Source organism: Cryptosporangium aurantiacum (genome assembly GCF_900143005.1).
Classification (GTDB): Bacteria; Actinomycetota; Actinomycetes; order Mycobacteriales; family Cryptosporangiaceae; genus Cryptosporangium; species Cryptosporangium aurantiacum.
The window spans coordinates 493246-508729 of the sequence record NZ_FRCS01000005.1; the positions used below are offsets into that span (position 1 = coordinate 493246).

Annotated in this window: 12 protein-coding genes and 1 pseudogene; 4 read left to right on the forward strand and 9 right to left on the reverse strand. The window is 71.8% G+C overall.

Going from position 1 to position 15484, the window contains the following annotated elements:
* Positions 1-26: 26 nt before the first annotated feature.
* The 3 genes from glmM to rplM form a co-directional block, all read right to left on the reverse strand.
* The gene (gene glmM, locus BUB75_RS19915) at positions 27-1370 is read right to left on the reverse strand and encodes a phosphoglucosamine mutase (RefSeq protein WP_073259028.1); all 1344 of its coding nucleotides are present in this window, start codon (positions 1368-1370) and stop codon (positions 27-29) included.
* A gap of 232 nt (positions 1371-1602) precedes the next feature.
* Entirely contained in the window at positions 1603-2019 is a 417-nt protein-coding gene (gene rpsI / locus BUB75_RS19920; protein WP_073259029.1) for a 30S ribosomal protein S9, read from the reverse strand.
* A gap of 35 nt (positions 2020-2054) precedes the next feature.
* Positions 2055-2498 carry a 50S ribosomal protein L13 gene (rplM, locus tag BUB75_RS19925; RefSeq protein ID WP_073259030.1) on the reverse strand — a complete coding sequence of 148 codons (444 nt, stop codon included), beginning with the start codon at positions 2496-2498 and terminating at the stop codon, positions 2055-2057.
* A gap of 308 nt (positions 2499-2806) precedes the next feature.
* On the opposite strand from rplM, the gene BUB75_RS19930 reads away from it, so the two are divergent.
* On the forward strand, positions 2807-5179 hold the full coding sequence (locus BUB75_RS19930) for a hypothetical protein (RefSeq protein WP_143175310.1): 2373 nt from the start codon (positions 2807-2809) through the stop codon (positions 5177-5179).
* Positions 5180-5247: 68 nt separating this feature from the next.
* Here the strand turns inward: BUB75_RS19930 and BUB75_RS19935 are convergent, their stop codons facing one another.
* On the reverse strand, positions 5248-5889 hold the full coding sequence (locus tag BUB75_RS19935) for a response regulator transcription factor (protein ID WP_073259032.1): 642 nt from the start codon (positions 5887-5889) through the stop codon (positions 5248-5250).
* A gap of 1 nt (position 5890) precedes the next feature.
* On the reverse strand, positions 5891-7564 hold the full coding sequence (locus BUB75_RS46355) for a sensor histidine kinase (protein WP_073259033.1): 1674 nt from the start codon (positions 7562-7564) through the stop codon (positions 5891-5893).
* 102 nt (positions 7565-7666) lie between these two features.
* On the opposite strand from BUB75_RS46355, the pseudogene BUB75_RS19945 reads away from it, so the two are divergent.
* Positions 7667-8314, forward strand: a pseudogene (locus BUB75_RS19945) (ABC transporter ATP-binding protein); the annotation flags it as partial.
* Between the two features lie 71 nt (positions 8315-8385).
* The gene (locus tag BUB75_RS19950; protein ID WP_073259035.1) at positions 8386-9141 is read left to right on the forward strand and encodes an ABC transporter permease; all 756 of its coding nucleotides are present in this window, start codon (positions 8386-8388) and stop codon (positions 9139-9141) included.
* A gap of 197 nt (positions 9142-9338) precedes the next feature.
* On the opposite strand, the gene BUB75_RS48530 is transcribed toward BUB75_RS19950, so the two are convergent.
* Entirely contained in the window at positions 9339-10961 is a 1623-nt protein-coding gene (locus BUB75_RS48530) for an ABC-F family ATP-binding cassette domain-containing protein (protein WP_073259214.1), read from the reverse strand.
* 132 nt (positions 10962-11093) lie between these two features.
* Between BUB75_RS48530 and pgm the strand changes: the two genes are divergently transcribed.
* Positions 11094-12737 (forward strand): phosphoglucomutase (alpha-D-glucose-1,6-bisphosphate-dependent), encoded by a 1644-nt coding sequence (pgm, locus tag BUB75_RS19960; protein WP_073259036.1) that lies wholly within the window; start codon positions 11094-11096, stop codon positions 12735-12737.
* Between the two features lie 112 nt (positions 12738-12849).
* Here pgm and truA read toward each other — a convergent pair whose 3' ends face one another.
* The 3 genes from truA to BUB75_RS19975 all read right to left on the reverse strand — a co-directional run bounded on the left by truA (position 12850) and on the right by BUB75_RS19975 (position 15446).
* Positions 12850-13719 carry a tRNA pseudouridine(38-40) synthase TruA gene (gene truA, locus BUB75_RS19965; RefSeq protein ID WP_425430894.1) on the reverse strand — a complete coding sequence of 290 codons (870 nt, stop codon included), beginning with the start codon at positions 13717-13719 and terminating at the stop codon, positions 12850-12852.
* A gap of 2 nt (positions 13720-13721) precedes the next feature.
* Positions 13722-14357 carry a 50S ribosomal protein L17 gene (gene rplQ, locus BUB75_RS48535; RefSeq protein WP_073259038.1) on the reverse strand — a complete coding sequence of 212 codons (636 nt, stop codon included), beginning with the start codon at positions 14355-14357 and terminating at the stop codon, positions 13722-13724.
* A 66-nt stretch (positions 14358-14423) separates the two neighbouring features.
* Positions 14424-15446: a DNA-directed RNA polymerase subunit alpha gene (locus tag BUB75_RS19975; RefSeq protein WP_073259039.1), complete on the reverse strand. Its 1023-nt coding sequence runs from the start codon at positions 15444-15446 to the stop codon at positions 14424-14426.
* Positions 15447-15484 lie beyond the last annotated feature (38 nt).

The window sequence follows — 15484 nt, forward strand, 5'->3', positions numbered from 1 at the left end:
CCGACCTCCCCTTTGTGAAGGGCGGATCAGCTCACGTCGGCGACGACCTTGGCGATGCGGTGGGCGACGGCCTCGGCGTCCTCCTGGCTGGCAGCCTCCACCATGACGCGGATCAGCCGCTCGGTGCCGGAGGGGCGCAGCAGCACCCGGCCGGTCTCGCCCAGCTCCCGCTCGGCCTCGGCCACCGCCGCGGCGACCGACTCGGCGTTCGCGACCGCGGCCTTGTCGATCACCCGGACGTTGACCAGCACCTGCGGCAGCCGGGTGACGGCGCCGGCCAGCTCCGCGATCGACGCTCCGCTGGACGCCATCCGCGCCATCAGGTGGAGGGCGGTCAGCAGGCCGTCGCCGGTCGTCGCGTGCGCGGGCATCACGACGTGGCCGCTCTGCTCGCCGCCGAGTGCGAGGTTCCGGGCGCGCAGCGCCTCCAGCACGTACCGGTCACCGACACCGGTGGTGACCAGTGCGATCCCGGCTTCCTTCATGGCCAGCGTCAGGCCCAGGTTGCTCATCACGGTGACGACGAGCGTGTCGTCGATGAGCGTCCCGGCGTCCTTCATCGCCAGCGCGAGGATCGCCATGATCTGGTCACCGTCGACCGTGTTGCCGTCGGCGTCGACCGCGAGGCAGCGGTCGGCGTCACCGTCGTGGGCGATGCCGATGTCGGCCTTGTGCTCGAGCACGGCGGCCCGCACCACGTCCAGGTGGGTCGAGCCGACACCCTCGTTGATGTTGAGACCGTCCGGGTCCGCCGCGATCGGGATGACCGTGGCGCCTGCCCGGCGGTACAGCTCCGGAGCGACGGCGGACGCCGCCCCGTTCGCGCAGTCGACGACGACCGTGACGCCCTCGAGCCGGTGCGGAAGCGTGGTCAGCAGGTGCTCGATGTAGCGCTCGCCGCCGTCGGTGAGGTCACCGATGCGGCCCACGCCGGCGCCGGCCGGCCGCGTCCACTCCCGGGCCGCGTTGTGCCGGATGGCCTCCTCGATCGCGTCCTCGATCTCGTCGGGGAGCTTGTGGCCACCGCGGGCGAACAGCTTGATGCCGTTGTCGGGCATCGGGTTGTGGCTCGCCGAGAGCATGACGCCGAGGTCCGCGCCGAGCTCGGCGGTGAGGTGGGCGACCGCGGGGGTCGGGAGCACCCCGACCCTGGTCACGTCGGCGCCCGCGCTGGCGAGGCCGGCGCACACCGCCGCTTCCAGCATCTCACCGCTAGCGCGCGGGTCACGACCCACGACGGCTCTGGGGCGTGGCCCCTCAACCCCGGCCAGCACGTGTGCCGCAGCGACGGCCACCGCCATCGAGAGTTCCGGCGTGAGGTCGCCGTTGGCGAGGCCTCGTACTCCGTCGGTACCGAACAGACGACCCATCAGTCCCGCCACTCCGCGGAGGTCACGACCGCTCGTCCCGAGCGGTACAGGTGAACTGGCGTTGTGCGCCGTACCGGCGCTTTCACGGGGGTGACGGTAGCGGGTAAGGCAACGCATCCGGAGTCGGGCACGCGACGCTGCGGCGCACCAAAACCAGGCCGCCCCCCGTGTGGAACACACCGGCCGGTGGCGAGACCGCCACCGGCCGGGTCGAGCCGAAATGTGCCCTGTGTCAGCGCTTGCTGTACTGGGGCGCCTTGCGGGCCTTCTTGAGGCCGTACTTCTTCCGCTCCTTGACCCGGGGGTCACGGGTGAGGAAGCCGGCCTTCTTCAGAGCCGGACGGTCGTCCGGCTCGATGGTGATCAGCGCACGGGCGATGGCCAGCCGCAGCGCACCGGCCTGGCCGGTGATGCCGCCGCCACGCAGGCTCGCGACGACGTCGAACTGCTCCGTCTTCTCGAGGGTCACGAACGGCTCACGGATGAGCTGCTGGTGCACCTTGTTCGGGAAGTACTCCTCGAGGGTGCGGCCGTTGAGCTTGAACTGGCCGGTGCCCGGAATGATCCGAACCCGGACGATGGCCTCCTTGCGGCGGCCGACCGTCTGGATCGGCTTCTCCGCGACGACAGGGATGGTCACGCTAAGAATCTCCTACTGCTGAGTGCTGCGGGCGTCCGGCGCGCTTACTGCGCGACCTGGCTGATCTCGAACGGCGTCGGCTTCTGGGCGCTGTGCGGGTGCTCGGGGCCTGCGTAGACCTTGAGCTTGCTCAGCAGCTGGCGACCGAGCTTGTTCTTCGGGAGCATGCCGCGGACGGCGAGCTCGATGGCTCGCTCGGGCCGCGTCTCGAGCAGCTCGTTGTAACCGACGCGCTTGAGGCCGCCCGGGTACCCGGAGTGCCGGTAGGCGACCTTGGTCTCGCGCTTGTTACCGGTCAGTGCGACCTTGGACGCGTTGACGACGATGACGAAGTCACCGGTGTCGACGTGGGGCGCGAAGATCGGCTTGTGCTTGCCTCGCAGCAGCTGGGCTACGTGGCTCGCGAGCCGTCCGAGGACGACGTCGCTCGCGTCGATGACGTGCCACTGACGCTGGACGTCTCCGGCCTTCGGGCTAAACGTACGCACGGGTCTACCTTGTCTCGTCAGTACTCTCGGATCCGCTGGCCGCTCACCGGCGGTTGGAGCGCGCCACGCTTGAGTTCATACAAACGCGGGGATGACTAACCCCGCGAAAGGATGGAGCGCGCAACAGCAACCAAGAATACCCGGCAGATTCGGGCATGGTCAAAAACAGCGTGTGCCGCGTGCTACGCGTCCGGTTCCAACCAGTCTGCCGGATCGCTGCGGCCACGTGGTAGCTCTTCGGTTAAGAGGTGGCTGATGGGGGCCCGATGCAACTCACGGTTGCAGCGCAGGCTAGCTAGGCTCGGCCCATGACCACGCCGCCTCCTGGCCAACCGGGTTGGGACAGCCCACCCCACGGTCGGCCCGGTGCCGACGACTCCGACCCTGCCGGTCCCGCGCAGTCCGCGCCCCACCCGCCGGCAGGTGATCAGTCGTACCCGCCGCAGGGTCAGTACGACCCGCGGTACGCGCAGAGTTATACGCCGGAGGGGCAGTACGGCGGGCCCCAGTACCCCGAGCAGGGGTACCCAGAGCAGGGGTACCCAGAGCAGGGGTATCCGGCGCAGGGATCTCCGGAGCAGGGGTACGGGCAGGGAGCCGGGCAGCAGCCCGGGTACCAGGGGTATCCGGATCAGCAGCAGGGCTACCCGGGGTACTCCGAGCAGCAGGGTTACCAGGGGTACCAAGGTCGGCAGGGGTACGAGGCTCAGCAGGGGTACGAGGCGCAGCAGGGCTACGGGGCTCAGCAGGGGTATCCGGGGCAGCAGGAGGCGTACCAGGGCGTGCAGGGGCACCAGGCCGGGTATCCGCCGGCGCCGCCCGCCGACGACCAGGCCGGGCGTAGCTGGTTCGAGCCCTCGGCGCCGCAGGATGCGCCGCAGGGTGCACCGCAAGGCGCCCCGCAGGGTGCGCCGCCTCCGCAGAACAACCAGCCGCCGGCGGGCGCGGACTACCCGTACCAGGGGTACCAGGCGCAGACGCCCGGCTACGGCTACCAGGAGTCACCGTCCGGGCAGCACACTGCCCCGTCCGGGTACCAGGAGCGTCCGTCGGGGTACCAGGAGGGTCCGTCGGGGTATCAGGAGGGTCCGTCGGGGTACCAGCGGCAGCCGGAGAGCGGCGGGCCGTACGACGGTGGGCAGCGTGGGCAGTACGAGGGTGGGCAGGCCGGCGGCGGGCAGTACGGGACTAACCAGTACGGGGACAGCCAGCCGGGCGGTGGGCAGTACGGGGCTGGGCAGTACGACGGCGGGCAACAGGGTCAGTTCGCCGGCAGCCAGCCCGGCGGTGGGCAGTACGGGGCTGGGCAATACGGGGCTGGGCCGTACGGGGCTGGGCCGTACGGAGACGGGCAGCACGGGGACAGCCAGCCGGCGGGGGGCCAGTACGGAGACGGGCAGCACGGGGGCGGGCAGCACGGGGGCGGGCAGCCCGGCGGGCAGCCTGGAGGCGGGCAGCCCGGCGGGGGGCAGCCCGGCGGGGGGCAGCCCGGCGGGGGGCATGCGGGCAGCCAGTACGGCGGCGGCGGCCAGTACGACGCGGGGTACGACGCCGGCCAGTACGGGGGCGGGCAGTACGCGCCGCAGTACGCCGAGCCGCAGTACCAGGATCCGCAGCAGGCCGACCCGCGCCAGACCGGCGATCCCTACGGCCAGTACGGCAGCGCCTCGTACGGCGACCCCCAATACGGTGGCGCCCAGCAGACCGACCCTCGATACGGCCCGGGAACGCCGTCGAGCGGCGCGCCGTGGAGCGGTGGTGCGCCGGCGAGCGGACCGCCTGCCGGAGGAGCCCCCTCCAGCGGCGGCCCGACGGCCTACCCACCGCTGGAAGGACCGAGCGGCGACCCGTACGGCGCCGCGTACTCGCACGGTGGCGGTTTACCGGCCCGCGCGGGCGGCGACCGCACGACGTCGCTGACCCCGACCCGGCGGCGGCTCGACGACACCCCGCCCGCGGAGAACGGCGGGCGCGGCAAGCTCATCGGGATCATCGCCGGCGTCGTCGTCGTGGTGCTCGCGCTAGGCGTCGGCGCGTTCGTGCTGTTCGGGGGCGACGACGACAGCTCGACCGACAAGGCCGCAGCGCCGAAGCCGTCCGCGACGACCGGAGCCGCGACGCCGAGCGAGAGCGGTAACCCGTCGCCGTCGGCGACCGGCACCACCGACAAGCTCGCGTCCCGCGCCACCGACCCGACGCCACTCGAGCTGACCGCGATCAGCCTGCCGAAGTACACACTCTCGACCAGCGGCAGCTACACCCGCACCGGTCAGGACAAGGGCGCCGACTGCGGCAAGGCCGTCGACGGCGGTGCCGTGGCGCTGGTCAAGAAGCTGAAGTGCTCCGAGGTGACGAGTGTCACTGCGGTGAACACCACCACCAGCTGCGCGGTGACGTTCGGCGCGCTCAACTTCCCGGACGCCGCCACCGCCGCTCAGGCCGAGACCGCGATCAAGGGCAGCACCGCGGGCAGCTTCGTCCCGCGCCGCCACAACGTCGCGGCGGAGGGCCAGTCTGGCAAGAAGGACTGGTGGTTCTACCGCAAGGCGTACGGGCACTGGCTGGTGTTCTCCAGCGGCGCCTACACGTCGGGCAAGAAGGCGGAGAAGGACCCGGTCATCGACACGTGCTCGCAGGACTTCCTCTACTACGTGATCGACGCCCTGGACAAACGCCGCTGACGCCCGAGCGGATTGCATTTGGAAGGGCTATACGTCTTCCAAATGCAATCCGCTCGGGCGCGCGTGCTCTAGCCGGCGTCTCTGACGAGCAGGGCGACCTGCACGCGGTTCTCGCAGCCCAGCTTGGTCAGCACCCGGCTGACGTAGGTCTTCACGGTCGTCTCGCTGGTGCGCGACCGACGGGCGATCTCCGCGTTCGACAGGCCCTCGGCAACAAGGCCGGCGACCTCACGTTCGCGGCCGGTCAGTGCGGCGAGCCGCCGGATCGCGTCCTGCCTGCGGCCGATGTCGTCGGGCGCCACCAGGCCCAGCACGATCCGGGCGGCGGCCGGCGAGAGGTACGCCTCGCCCGCGTGCGCCGCCGACACGGCGCCGATCAGCTCCGCCGGGGTGCAATTCTTGAGCAGGAACCCGGCTGCCCGGTGCTCTACCGCGCGTAGGACGTTCGGCTCAGCTCCGAACGAGGTCAGGACGACGACCGGCAGCTCGGGCCTGCGGCGATGGAGTTCCTCGACCACGCCCAGCCCGTCGAGCACCGGCATCCGGATGTCGACGAGCACCACGTCGACGTCCGGGCGTGACGCCCGCTCGACCGCTGCCCGCCCGTCCTCCACCTGGGCCACCACGCTGATCCCGGGATCGGACTCCAGTACCGCGACGATCCCCGCCCGGATCAGCGGCTCGTCGTCCGCGATCAGCACCCGGATCACGTCAGCCGGCTCCCACCAGCATCGCGGCGGGCAACGCGCCGAACAGCAGCACGGCGGTCGCCACCCCGACCGCGGTCGACCGCCCCCGCCCGACGCCTGCGACCGGCTCAGGCTCCCGGACCAGCGTCGGGACGAGCACGGTGAGCCGGGCCTCGCCACGGTCGCGGCGCAGCGTGGCATATCCACCCACGGATTCGATCCGTTCCCGCACCCCGACGAGCCCATGCCCGCCCCGAGCAACCGCCACCGCGCCCCCAACGCCCACCGAGCCCACCCCCGCCCGACCCGCGTCAGCCAAACCCGCCGCCCGCCCTGCATCGGCCGAGCCAGCCTCCACCCGACCCACGCCGGCCAAGCCTTCGTAGCCCGGGCCCAAGCCCGCCCCGCCCGCCTGGGCCGAGCGCGTCCCCACCAGACCCGCGTCAGCCATGTCCGCGTGCCCCGGCCTCAGGCCCGCCCAGCCCGGGCACGCACCCCTCCGACCCATGGCAGCCGCGCCCGCATCCGCCCAGCCCGCGTCAGCCGAGCCCACCCGGCCCAGGCCCAGGCCCACCTCGCCCGCCTGGGCCGAGCGCACCCCCACCCGACCCATGTCGGCCGCGCCCGCATCCGCCCAGCCCGCGTCAGCCGAGCCCACCCGGCCCAGGCCCGCCCCACCCACATCCGCCGCACCCACCTGGCCCGGACCCAAGCCCGGCCCGCCCGCAGCGGGCCGAGCCGGGGACGGGGCGGGCGTTGGGCGGATCGGGTTGACGACCGTGAGCAGCAACGCGTCGTCCTCCCAGCCCAGCGACACGGTCACCGCGCACGTCGGCGCGTGCTTCGTCGCGTTCGTGAGGCCCTCCTCGACCGCCCGGTACACGGCGCGGTCGGCCTCGTCGGTCAGCAGGCCCGGTTCGCCGCGGCGTTCGACCGTGACCGGCACACCGGCGCGCACGTACCCGTCGACCAGGGCGTCGAGGCCGTCCAGCCCCGGCGCGTCGATCTCGTCGCCGTGCCGCAGCGCGCCGACGACCTCGTGCAGACCGTCGACCGCCTCGCGCGCGGAGCCGGCAAGCCTGCCGATCGCCTCCCGCTGCCGCGGCGGCAACTCGTCGACTTCCAGCGCCGCGGCCTGGATCGACACCAACCCGAGGCGGTGGCCGAGCGCGTCGTGCATCTCCCTGGCGATCCGCAGCCGTTCGCGCAACCGCTCCCGTTCCGCCGCCAGGTCACGCGCGCGCCGCAACTCCTGGTTGCGGTCGGTCAGCGCGTCCACCAGCCGGGCGTGCTGATGCAAGTAGCGGCCCGCGGCCAGCGGCAACGCGACGAAGACCAGGTACGCGGCGGCGTACTGCGACCAGGCCGCCGGATCGGCGACCGCCGCAGCGATCGGAACTCCGAGCGCGCCGATCGCCGCTCCGGCCACGACCACCGACGACGACGCCCGACCGGCCCGGAACGCGACCCACAGCAGCAGGACGTACCCGAAGCCGCCCACCGCAGCGAGCACCAGCGCGGCGAAGAACGCGGCGGCAGGCCACCGCAGCGAGGCCAGCACCACGGCGCCGACGGCCACCGCATACCCCGCCAGGACGATCGGCGCCGGATGCGCCGCCGCGACCGTCACCAGCTCCCCCGCCGTCACCAGCACGACGAGCAGGATGACGCCACCGACACGCCTTCGAGTGCCCATGGCCAGCAGGCTACGTCCCCGCGGCACCGTCAACTTTGGTTCGCACAGGCGCCAACTTTCGCGAGCTGACTTGTGGACAGCTTGCCGCCTAGCGTCCAACCCGTGCTCGAAGTGCAGAACCTCTCCAAACGCTACGGACCCATGCTGGCCGTCGACGACCTCACGTTCACCGTGCGGCCGGGGCGCGTCACCGGCTTCCTCGGTCCCAACGGAGCCGGCAAGTCGACGACGATGCGGATGATCCTCGGCCTCGACCGGCCGTCCGGCGGGCGTGTGCTGATCGACGGCGTGCGGTACCGCGAGCTGGAGTACCCGCTGCGGCGAATCGGCGCTCTGCTGGAGGGCTCCACGGCCCACCCGGGGCGGAGCGCGCGTCACCACCTGCGGTGGCTCGCACAGACCAACCGCATCCCGGCCCGCCGCGTCGATGACGTCCTGGGCCAGGTGGGCCTCGACGGCGTTGCCGGACGCCGGGTCCGCGAGTTCTCGCTCGGCATGACACAGCGGCTGGGCATCGCTGCGGCGCTTCTCGGCGACCCGCCCGTGCTGCTCTTCGACGAGCCCACGAACGGGCTGGACCCGGAGGGGATCCGGTGGTTACGCACGCTGCTGAAGGGCTTCGCCGCGGAGGGTCGCACGGTGCTGGTCTCCAGCCATCTGATGAGCGAGATGGCGCTCACCGCCGATCACCTGCTGGTGGTGAGCCGGGGTCGCCTGCTGGCCGACAGCACGCTCGCCGACTTCGTCGCGGCGCACCCGGCGGGGTCGCTGGAGGATGCGTTCCTCGACCTCACCGGCCGAGCCTCTGCGGGTGGTGACCGATGAACCTCGTCCGGGCCGAACTGACCAAACTGTGGACGCTGCGGTCGACAGCAGTCACGCTGGCGGCAGCGCTGGCGGTGGGCGCCGCGCTGAGCCTGCTGGTCAGCAGCTCTCTGCGCAGCGCAGACGACGACCAGTTCGACGCGTTGTTCGCCGCGTTCTACGGGCTCACCGTCGCGCAGATCGCGCTGGTGGTGTTCGCCGTGCTGGCGATCGGGTCGGAGTATCGGTCGGGCACGATCCGCGCCGCTCTGGCCGCGGTGCCGCGTCGCGGGACGTTCTTCGCTGCGAAGATCGTCGCGGTGCTGGGGCACCTCGGTGTGAGCGCGCTGGTCACGGTGGGGGCCGCGCTCCTCACCGCGCAGGTCGCGTTGGGGCAGCGCCGAGCCGACGTCGGCGAAGCGGTGCCCGCAGCCATCGGCGCCTGGCTATACCTCGTCCTGATCGGGTTGTTCGCGCTCGGCGTCGCGACGGCCCTGCGTAGCTCGACGATCACGCTCGGGATCCTGCTGCCGTTGCTGCTGCTCGGCTCGCAGGGGCTGGGCAACCTGCCGGGGGTCCGCGTCGTCACGCAGTTCCTCCCCGACCAGCTGGGGTGGGTGGTCATGCACCTGGCCGGGCCGCAGGACGACCCGCGCTGGGCACGGGACTACGGCCCGTGGACCGGGCTCGCCCTGCTCGCCGTGTGGACGGCAGCGGCCCTCCTCGTCGGCTACGCCCGCCTGCGCCGCCGCGACCTCGGCCAGACCCCTTGACAGTCACACGACGCCAACCCGCGCCAGCCCCATGCACACCCCGCGCCAGCCCCATGCACACCCCGCGCCAGCCCCATGCACACCCCGCGCCAGCCCCATGCACACCCCGCGCCAGCCACGCCGACCCGGGCGGCGCCAGCACCCGGCGGACGTCAGCGCGAGCGACGTCAGCGCGAGCGACGTCAGCGCGGGCGACGTCAGCGCGGGCGGTCGACGCGGCCGGCGTCCCAGACCGGGCCGTCGGTCTCGCGGACCTCGCCGTCCGCGGCGAACGAGAGGAACCGGTCGAAGCTGCGAGCGAACCACCGATCGTGCGTCACTGCCAGAACCGTGCCGTCGAACGCCGCGAGTCCCTCCTCCAGCGCCTCCGCCGACTGCACGTCGAGGTTGTCGGTGGGCTCGTCGAGCAGCAGCAGCGTGCAGCCTGACAGCTCCAGCAGCAGCACCTGGAACCGAGCCTGCTGGCCACCGGACAGCGTCGCGAAGTCCTGGTCGGCCTGCGCCTGCAGCCCGTACCGCCGCAGCGCGGAGATCGCACGGCCCCGATCGAGTCCGCGCCGGGTTCCCGACCCGCCCCACAGGATCTCCACCAGCGGCTTGCCGACCCACTCCGGATGCTCGTGTGTCTGCGCGAACAACCCCGGCACCACCCGGGCTCCGAGCCGCCACGAACCGGCCGACGCCACCGACTCGTCGCCACCGAGCAGCCGGAGGAAGTGGCTCTTGCCGCTGCCGTTCGCTCCCAGCACCGCGACCCGCTCGCCGTAGTAGACCTCCAGGTCGAACGGCTTCATCAGGCCGGTGAGCTCCAGGCCGGAACAGATCACCGCACGGACGCCGGTGCGCCCGCCGCCCAAACGCATGCGAACCGTCTCCTCGGTCGGACGCTCCGGCGGCGGACCGGCCTCCTCGAACTTGCGCAGGCGGGTCTGCATGGCGTGGTACTTCGCCGCCATCGCCTCGCTGTTCTTCGCCTGCTGCTGCAGCGTCCGCACCAGGTCCTTGAGCCGCTGGTGCTCCTCGTTCCAGCGGCGGTGCAGCTCGTCCAGGCGGTCCAGCCGCGCGGTGCGCGCCTCGTGGTAACTCTCGAAGCCACCGCCGTGCACCCAGGCCGAGTGCGCCTCCAGCGTGACGACGTGCGTCGCGGTGCGAGCCAGCAGCTCCCGGTCGTGGCTGACGAACAGCACGGTCTTCGGCGTCTCGACCAGCCGCTGTTCCAGCCAGCGCTTACCGGGGACGTCGAGGTAGTTGTCCGGCTCGTCGAGCAGCAGCACTTCCTCGTGCCCGCGGAGCAGCGCCTCCAGCGCGAGCCGCTTCTGCTCGCCGCCGGAGAGCGTCCGCACCATCCGGTGCTGAGCCCGGTCGAACGGGACGCCGAGCGCCGCGACGGTCACCGTGTCCCACAGCACCTCGGCGTCGTAACCACCGGCGTCACCCCACCCGGCGAGCGCCTCGGCGTACCGCAGCTGGGTCGGTTCGTCCTCGCGCTCCATCATCGCGAGCTCGGCGGCCTCCAACGCCTCGCCGGCCACCCGCAGCCGGGCCGGCGCCAGCCCGACGAGCAGTTCGCGCACCGTCGTCTGGTCTCGGACCGAGCCGATGAACTGGCGCATCACGCCGAGACCGCCCACCCGGGTGATCGAGCCGGTCTGCGGCGTCGCGTCACCCGCGATCATGCGCAGCAGCGTGGTCTTCCCGGCGCCGTTCGCGCCGACCAGCGCGACGATCGCGCCCTCACCGACGCGGAACGACACGTCCCGGAAGAGCTCCCGCCCGTCCGGCAGCGTCTGACCGACCCCTGATACCTCGACATACCCCACGAGGAGACGATCCTCCTGGATTTCGACGACCGCGGCACCCCAGTTTCCGCGCGCACCCGGCGGGTTCACCGGTGCTGACAGCGGCCATACTCCTCCCGAAAGGCCCGAAGCAACCGAGCAGGGAGCGCGCTGATGTCGACCAACCCCCGCGCCGGACAACCGGCCGAACCATCCGACCTCGTCGACGTCGCCCACCTCATCACCGCTTACTACGCCGAGCACCCCGACCCGGCCGCGATCGAGCAGCGGGTGGCTTTCGGCACCTCCGGGCACCGCGGTTCGAGCCTCAAGCGGGCGTTCAACGACGACCACATCGCGGCGACCAGCCAGGCGATCGTCGAGTACCGCGCCGCGCAGGGCACCGACGGCCCCCTCTACCTCGGGCGGGACACCCACGCGCTGAGCGAGCCCGCCTGGACGACCGCGCTGGAGGTGTTCGCGGCCAACGGCGTCACGGTGCTCATCGACTCCCGCAACGGCTACACGCCGACGCCCGCGCTCTCCCACGCGATCCTGGCCTGGAACCGCGGGCGCACGCAGCACCTCGCGGACGGCGTCGTCGTGACACCGTCGCACAACCCGCCGGACGAGGGCGGTTTCAAGTACAACCCGACCCACGGCGGTCCGGCTGACACCGACGCCACCAAGTGGATTCAGGACCGCGCGAACGATCTGATCGCCGACGGCTTGCGCGGTATCCACCGGATCCCGCTGGAGCGCGCCCGCCGCGCCGACACCACGGCGAAGTACGACTACCTCGACAAGTACGTGAGCGACCTGCCGAACGTCGTCGATCTGGACGCGATCGCGGCCTCCGGGCTGCGCATCGGCGCCGACCCGCTCGGCGGGGCCAGCGTCGCGTACTGGGCAGAGATCGCCGAGCGCTACAAGCTCGCGATGACCGTCGTGAACCCGCTGGTCGAGGGCGACTTCCGGTTCATGACGCTGGACTGGGACGGCAAGATCCGGATGGACTGCTCATCGCCTTCGGCGATGGCGTCGTTGATCACCCGCAGGCACGACTTCGACCTGGCCACAGGCAACGATGCGGACGCCGACCGGCACGGCATCGTGACGCCGGACGCCGGGCTGATGAACCCGAACCACTACCTGGCGGTCGCGATCGAATACCTGTACGCGCATCGGGACGGCTGGCCGGCGGACGCGGCGATCGGGAAGACGCTGGTGTCGTCCTCGATGATCGACCGGGTCGCCGAATCGCTGGGTCGGCGGCTGGTCGAGGTGCCGGTCGGCTTCAAGTGGTTCGTGCCGGGGCTGCTCGACGGCTCGGTCGCGTTCGGCGGCGAGGAGAGCGCCGGAGCGTCGTTCCTGCGCCGGGACGGCCGGGTCTGGACCACGGACAAGGACGGGCTCATCCTCGACCTGCTCGCCGCCGAGATCACCGCGGTGACCGGCAAGACGCCCAGCGTCCACTACGCGGGCCTGGTGGAGCGGTTCGGTGCACCGGCCTACGCCCGGGTCGACGCGCCCGCCACGCGCGAGCAGAAGGCGCGCCTGGGCAAGCTCTCACCGAGCGAGGTGACCGCCACCGAGCTGGCCGGGGAGCCTATCGTGGCGAAGCTGACCGAGGCGCCCGGCAACGGCGCGGCGATCGGTGGACTGAAGGTCGTCACCGAGTCGGGCTGGTTCGCGGCCCGGCCGTCGGGCACCGAGGACGTCTACAAGATCTACGCGGAGTCGTTCAAGGGTGCGGAGGACCTCGCCCGCATCCAGGACGAGGCCCGCGAGGTAGTCGGAGCCGCCCTCAAGGGCTGAGCCCACACCGCGGCCCGGCGCGCATCCCCGCCGGGCCGCGCCCGGCCCGCGTCGGCCGCCGGGCCTGCGCGCCTGGCGCCCGGCCGCGCGCAGTACCGCGGCCCGGCGCTCGTCAGGGTCCGGGCGCGATTCGGACGCGGCGGGTCAGCTCGGTACGAGCGGCCAGCTCGTCGTCGGGCGGGTACTCGACCGAGACCAGCGTCAACCCGTGGGGCGGCGCCACCGTGATGTTCCCAGCCCGGTCCGCGCGGCGCAGCAGCGACGCCGGCCAGGACGCCGGGTGCCGCCCCTCCCCGACGGCGAGCAGCGCCCCGATCAGGCTGCGCACCATCGAGTGGCAGAACGCGTCCGCGGCCAGGTGCGCCTCCAGCACCCGTCCCGGGCCTTCCGGAGCCACCTCCCAGCGGAACTCCTCCAGCGCCCGGATCGTCGTCGCACCCTCGCGGCGGCGGCAGAACGCTGCGAAGTCGTGCTCGCCGAGCAGCTGCTCACCCGCCGATCGCATCGCGTCGAGGTCGAGGACGCGCGGCCACGCGAGCGTGTCCCGCCGACGCAGCGGTTCGGCGCCCCACGGCGCGTCGGTCACCCGGTACACGTACCGCCGACGCAGCGCGCCGAACCGGGCGTCGAAGGACGGATGTGCGCGGGAAATCGCCCTCAGCCGGACGTCCCCAGGAAGTAGACCGGAAAGCCGGCGGACCAGAGAAGCCCCGAGGGTGTCCCACACCTCGACCGGAAGGTCGAGGTGTGCCACCTGCCCGAAGGCGTGCACGCCGGCGTCGGTTCGCCCGGCCACCGTGAGCGCGACGTCCACCCTGGTGACCCGGGCCAGCGCCTCGGTCAGAACCCCCTGCACCGTGCGCTGACCGCGCTGGATCGCCCACCCGGCGAAGTCGGTGCCGTCGTAGCTGACGTCCAGCCGGACACGAACGAGCCCGCCGGCCCCGGCGATGCCGGGAGCGGCGGGCTCGTTTGCGATCAGTGTCAGGCCTTGTCGTCCTCGGCCTTGGCCTCGGCGTCGTCGGCCTTGGCCTCCGCGACGTCGGCCTTGGCCTCGGCAGCGTCCGCCTTCGCCTCCGCAGCGTCGGCCTTGGCCTCAGCGGCCTCCGCCTTCGCCTCGGCGGCCTCGGCGCGAGCCTCGGCAACGTCGGTGTCGGCGGTGTCGGTGTCCGTGTCACCGGACAGCGCAGCGGCCTTGTCGTCCTTCGCGAACTTGGTGCCGCGAGCACGCTCGGCCTCGCCGACCGCCTGCTGCGCCACGGTCAGCGCCTCGACCAGCTCGATGACGGCCATCGGAGCGTTGTCGCCCTTGCGGGGACCGACCTTGACGATCCGGGTGTAACCGCCGGGGCGGTTGACGTACCGCGGACCGATCTCGGCGAACAGGTGACCGACCACGTCCTTGTCCCGGACCAGGCTGAGCACCTGGCGACGGGCGTGCAGGTCTCCGCGCTTGGCGAAGGTGATCAGCCGCTCGGCGTACGGGCGGAGCCGCTTCGCCTTGGCTTCGGTGGTGGTGATCCGGCCGTGCTCGAACAGCGCCCGTGCCAGGTTCGACAGCAGGTGCTTCTCGTGCGCCGGGCTACCGCCGAGGCGGGGACCCTTGGTGGGCGTGGGCATCTTCCTTGCTCCTCGGTTGGCCGCTCCGTGGCCGAGCCCGCAGGGGGCCCGGCCACGGACAGCGGGTTACAGCTGCTCGGTCTCGGCGTAGTCGGCGCCGTCGTAGTCGGCGTCCGAGAAGGTGTCCACGACGTTCGCCGGGTCGAACCCGGGCGGGGAGTCCTTGAGGGCGAGCCCCATCGTGGCCAGCTTCATCTTGACCTCGTCGATCGACTTCGCGCCGAAGTTACGGATGTCGAGGAGGTCAGCCTCGCTGCGCGAGATGAGCTCACCCACGGAGTGGATGCCCTCGCGCTTGAGGCAGTTGTAGGAACGGACCGTCAGGTCGAGCTCCTCGATCGGCAGCGCCAGGTCGGCCGCGAGCGCGGCGTCCTGCGGCGACGGGCCGATGTCGATGCCCTCGGCGGTCTCGTCCAGCTCGCGGCAGAGCCCGAACAGCTCGACCAGGGTCGAACCGGCCGACGCGATCGCCGTCCGCGGCGTGAGCGAGTTCTTCGTCTCGACGTCGATGATCAGCTTGTCGAAGTCGGTCCGCTGCTCGACACGAGTCGCCTCGACCGCGTACTTGACCTTGAGGACCGGGGAGTAGATCGAGTCGACCGGAATCCGGCCGATCTCCTGCCCGGGCTGCTTGTTCTGGACGGCCGAGACGTAACCACGGCCACGCTCGACGGTCAGCTCCATCTCGAGCCGACCCTTCGCGTTGATCGTGGCGATGTGCAGGTCGGTGTTGTGCACGGTGACACCGGCCGGCGGCGCGATGTCGGCCGCGGTTACCGTGCCTGGGCCCTGCTTGCGCAGGTACATGGTGACCGGCTCGTCGTTCTCGGAGCTGATCACGAGCTGCTTGATGTTCAAGATCAGCTCGGTGACGTCCTCTTTCACCCCCGGAACGGTGGTGAACTCGTGCAGGACACCGTCGATCTTGATGCTCGTGACAGCGGCGCCGGGAATCGAGGACAGCAGCGTACGCCGGAGCGAGTTGCCCAGCGTGTAGCCGAATCCGGGCTCCAGCGGCTCGATAACGAACCGGGAACGGTGCTCGTTGACGGACTCTTCAGTCAGCGCGGGGCGCTGGGTGATGAGCACTTCTTACTCCTGTCGGTCCGGGCATCCGCTATATGACG